Genomic DNA, 4,553 nt, shown 5'->3' on the forward strand with positions numbered 1-4,553 from the left:
GAGCGAGTCGAGGCGTGCCTATAGGTCGAAACCACCTTCTAAGACGAATCGCCTCAAAAGATTGTCGGCACGCATGCGCACTTTGAATGCGGGAATCGGAGCGCCTTCGAGAGCCGAGAAGTACTCACGCGCACGAGCCGTATCCAGGCTGTCAATCAACTTGTCGAATCGACCGAACTCGTTGAGGCTTTCCTCATCCGCGCCTGCCACAAGCAGCTCTGACAGAATTGCCGCATCCACGCCGAGCAGGCTGCTCGCCCGCCCGATCTGGACATTCTTGGCATGACGCTGGTACTCCGTCACATAATCGCGGAACGTCTTACCCGGATCGACGTACACGTCTCCGCTCTGAACGTCGTGGATGAACAGGTTCGCGTACTTCTGCTCCTCCTGGCTCAGGCTGGCGAAGCTCTTGTGCAGCGCCGCCAGAGCCGCCTCGGTCGCCTCAGCCTCGGAGCCTTCCAAATCGAGCTGCTTGAGCCACTTGGTGAAGTTGGCATTCATGTAGTCGGTGTCGATCTTAGTGGTGTCTATCTCCATGAGATGCCCGCTGAGATCGTAGGGGATATCCGCTCCTCCCCTTTCACGGCCACCGCCTCCGGCAAGCTCTTTGTAGCGCTGCGCAAACGCCAGGTAATCTGTCTCATCGTAGGGAACGGCAATTACCTCGTACAATTCGCTACGCTCTGCACCACATTCGTCCTCGCAGGCTCCCACCGCGATCGCCTCTTCCACAACATCATCCCCCACGGGGAACTGGTACTCCGACTCGTCCCAGCGGAAGCCCTGCACCTTCGCCGCCTCGAGGAGCGCATTGAAGGACCGGAACAGCTGCGCGAATTTGTTGCGTGCCTCCGAGCTGTCCGGCAGCTTCGACAGATCGCCCGCGCCGTTGCCCTCGAACAAGCCGATCATATCTTCGAAGACCAAGTTCATGGCAAGCAGGTTCTCGCGCAGCTTGGGCACGAACAGGCCGAAGGGCTTGTCGCCGGAGTAGAGGCTGATGGCCTCCTCGATGTTCTTTCGCATAGTGTGCGGGCGCCGGTAGTAGCGAATGGTGCCGTGGGGCTTCTCCGACTCGTTGAACAAGCGGTTCGTTCGGCTGAACGCCTGGATGATCATCTCGTAGCGCAGCATCTTGTCCAGATACAGCGTGTTGATCCACTTCGAGTCGAAGCCCGTCAGCATCTGATCAACCACGATCAGGATGTTCACGCACTTCTCGGGCGTCTTCTCGATTCCCAGGTAGGGCCGCTTGTGCGCCAACCGGTTGGAGACATCGGTCTTGAACGCAGACCACGTCGGCAGCGCGAACTCCATGCCGAAACGCTCGTTGTAGTCGGCAATGACCTCCTCAAGTGCCTCCTCCTTGATAAGCGACCGGTCGATCTTCTCCTGCTCGTTGTCGATCGAAGGATCCACGAGCACCGTCGTCATCAATTCGGGCGCCGTCTCCTTGAACAGATGGTAGTAATCGAGCGCCTCGGGGATGGAATGGGTGGCGAAAATCGCGTGGAACTTGCCGAAGCGGCTCAAGGTGGGCCAGTGCTTCACGATGTCGGCCACCACCTGTCGCTGATGCTCGGTCACGTCGCGCTGATCGGCCGTGCCGTACTGGCTCTCCGGCACCAGGCTCTCAATGCCGTGGCAGCGGTTGCCCATCTCGTCGAGGAAGGGGGCCATGGGCATCTCGTCCATGATCTGATAGTACACGCGCTCGCGCCGCGGGTCGCCCATCACCTCTTCCATGGATTTCGCCTTGGCCTCATCCAGAGCCACGGCCTGGCGCAGATCGAACTCGGGGTAGGTGGCCACTGGGCACGTGTCGAAGCCGAGCACATTGCCGTCGCGGATGCCGTCGGCGATGCTATAGCGGTGCAACTCGTCGCCGAACACGTCGGTGGTGGTGCTCAGCTTCTTGCGGTTCTCCTCGTGAATGGGCGTGCCGGTGAAACCGAACATCAGCGCCCCAGGAAACACCCGCTTGATGGTCTCCATGTTCTTGCCGAACGTCGAGCGATGGCACTCGTCCACAATGAACACGATGCGCTTCTTGCGAATCGCCTCCAGGTCGCGGGCGCTCATGGCATCCTCGTCGATGTTGCCCATCTTCTGAATGGACGCGACGATGAGCGTATCGGAGGGATCGCTGCTCTTCAGCTTCGCCTTCAGCGCATCGGTGCTCTCCGTTTTCTGTACGGTCTCGGATTCGTTGGCGAAGGAGCGGTACTGCTCCAGCGACTGAGTACCCAGTTCGATGCGATCGACCAGGAACACCACCTTGTCGGCATCCTTGGAGTTGGCGATGAGCTGGGCGCACTTGAAGCTGGTCATGGTTTTGCCGCTGCCCGTGGTGTGCCAGACGAAGCCGCCTTTCAGGCCCTTGGTTCCCCACAGTTTGTCGCGGTCGATCACCGTCACGCGGTCGGAGATACGGCTGGCCGCATAGTACTGGTAGCTGCGCATCACTTTCAGCACGCCGTCGGAGCTGTCGGCCACCGTGTAGTAGCCGATGAGCTGATGGGCCATGGGTATGCTCAGCAGGCGCTTCACCACATCGCCCCACTGGTTGATGGGATTGTTGTTGAAGTCGGCCCAATGGAACTGGAACTTCTCGTTGAAAGCGCCGTCGGGACCGGGATTGGCGAAGTACTTCGTCTCCTCGGGGTTCATGGCGACGAAGATCTGCACCAACGAGAACAGCCCTTCGAACACGCCCTCGGCGGCGTACTTGCGAATCTGACCGATGGCCTCAGATACCGGCACGCCGCTCTTCTTCAGCTCGATATGGAACAGGGGCATGCCGTTGATGAGCAGCATGAGATCGCCCCGCCGGTCGTGGCCCAGCTTCGACTTCGAGGGGAACACCGGCTGTTGCGCGATCTGGTACCGGCTTTGCCCGCCAGCGATCTCGTCGCGATGGAATATCTTAAGGGCCACTTCCTTGCCGACATGCAGGTCGTCGTTGGCGTTGTCCCGCTTGATGATAATCTCTTTACCGTTGATCAGCTCGTTAATGGCCACCGGCGTGCGCTTCTCCCGGATCTTTTCGACGATCTGTTGCATCTCGGTAGGCGTCAGGGGCGCGCCGTTCAGGCAATCGCGATGCTTGTTGTTCTCGAAGAGGATGGCCGCCCAGTTGTCCAGCAGCTGCTGCTCAGTCGGATATTTCAACACTCCGCCCGCATCGTCCCAGCCGTAGGCCTTCAGCTTCTCGATAACCGCTTCCTCAAATGCCGCCTCTGTATCGAAAACCATGAGCTAATCCTCGTCATCCTCGGGCAGGTTCCCCGTCTCGTACTCTTCGAGTCCCTCGTAGCGATAGCTCGCGTCAATGCCCTTCATGAACACCTCGCGATCAGCGGCTTTGTCGGTCAATGCCGCATTGAGAAGAGCCTTGATCTCCCTATCTCGCACGGGACTGCGTTCCATGGCAAGCAGATAGTCCTCTTTGTCGACCTGGCTCCAGTCGATTACGACACCCAGCTCTTGGCGAAGCATGGCATCGAGCCAAATTCGCATACTTCGACCATTGCCTTCCCAAAAAGGATGCGCCACATTCATTTCAACGTACTTTTCGATGATCTCATCGAAGGTGCTTTGCGGCATGGCGCTAATGCTTTCAAGCGCAGCATCCAAATAGAGAGAAGGAGCGAACCGAAAGCTCCCCTTGGCGATATTGCCGGTTCTCACATCTCCTGCAAAGTCGTAAACATCGCAAAAGAGATGGGCGTGAATCGCTTGCAAGCCTGCAAAAGTTCCTATCTCGAAGGTGTCGAGCAGCCCTTCATCGAACAACTCCAATGCCCGCTGCTTCGACAGTCGTTCCTCTTGGCGAGAAAGCTCTACAGCGTTATGGATGCCCAGCTTGTTTTTTAGAGTCATGGCAGCTCCTAGACAAACATCTTTTCAAGTAACGCTTGCTTAAGGTTTTTAAGAATATCCAACTCACGCTGATGAAGGGCGATGAGTGAGTCGAGCCGATCGAAAAGGCTTCCGATGATGCTCTGCTCTCTGATTGAGGGCATGGTGATTTCGCTCTTCAAAAGCTTGTCGAAGAAGAAGTAGAGGCGCACTCCGCCTTCCTGCAACGCCTCAATCTGCTTGGCGAAGAGGGCCGACTTGAGCCAGTGCCACAGAAACCTATCGTCGCAGGTCTCATCAGATCGAAACACTTCGTAAAGCGAGCTGACAATGACATTTTCCCTGGTAGCGAGATACCCGATGGAACCAACGTTGATCCTCGCCGGATTGTAGGCAAATGATCCCGGCTCAACGATCCAGTAAGCAGTTTTGTCAGCCTCTGCCATCGTGCCGCCATTCTCAAATTGTTCACTCTGCGGCACGAAGCCAGATGTGTTTGAAACGGAATGGCTTTCGAGGTCGAGATTGTCCGCATTGCGCGAGCCGGAAGCGTAAACGAACTCGTCGAACGTACGCTGTTCCCAAGGATCAGTAAAACCCTCGAAGCGAATCTCGGGCACATCCTCGCCTTCTTTGGGGAACATCTTCTCAAGCAGTGATTGTTTTACCGTTTTCAGCTTCTCATGCTT

Annotated in this window: 3 protein-coding genes; all 3 read right to left on the reverse strand. The window is 57.2% G+C overall.

Translation table 11 applies throughout. The features are described from left to right. Positions 1-18: 18 nt before the first annotated feature. Positions 19-3,258 carry a type I restriction endonuclease subunit R, EcoR124 family gene (locus GO707_RS11675; protein ID WP_157013076.1) on the reverse strand — a complete coding sequence of 1,080 codons (3,240 nt, stop codon included), beginning with the start codon at positions 3,256-3,258 and terminating at the stop codon, positions 19-21. A 3-nt stretch (positions 3,259-3,261) separates the two neighbouring features. After that, positions 3,262-3,885 carry a protein adenylyltransferase Fic gene (fic, locus tag GO707_RS11680; RefSeq protein ID WP_114540314.1) on the reverse strand — a complete coding sequence of 208 codons (624 nt, stop codon included), beginning with the start codon at positions 3,883-3,885 and terminating at the stop codon, positions 3,262-3,264. Between the two features lie 8 nt (positions 3,886-3,893). Continuing rightward, on the reverse strand, positions 3,894-4,553 hold a 660-nt coding region (locus GO707_RS11685; protein ID WP_198161100.1), incomplete at its 5' end, for a restriction endonuclease subunit S.

It is taken from the genome of Adlercreutzia rubneri (genome assembly GCF_009755265.1).
Lineage (GTDB): Bacteria > Actinomycetota > Coriobacteriia > Coriobacteriales > Eggerthellaceae > Adlercreutzia > Adlercreutzia rubneri.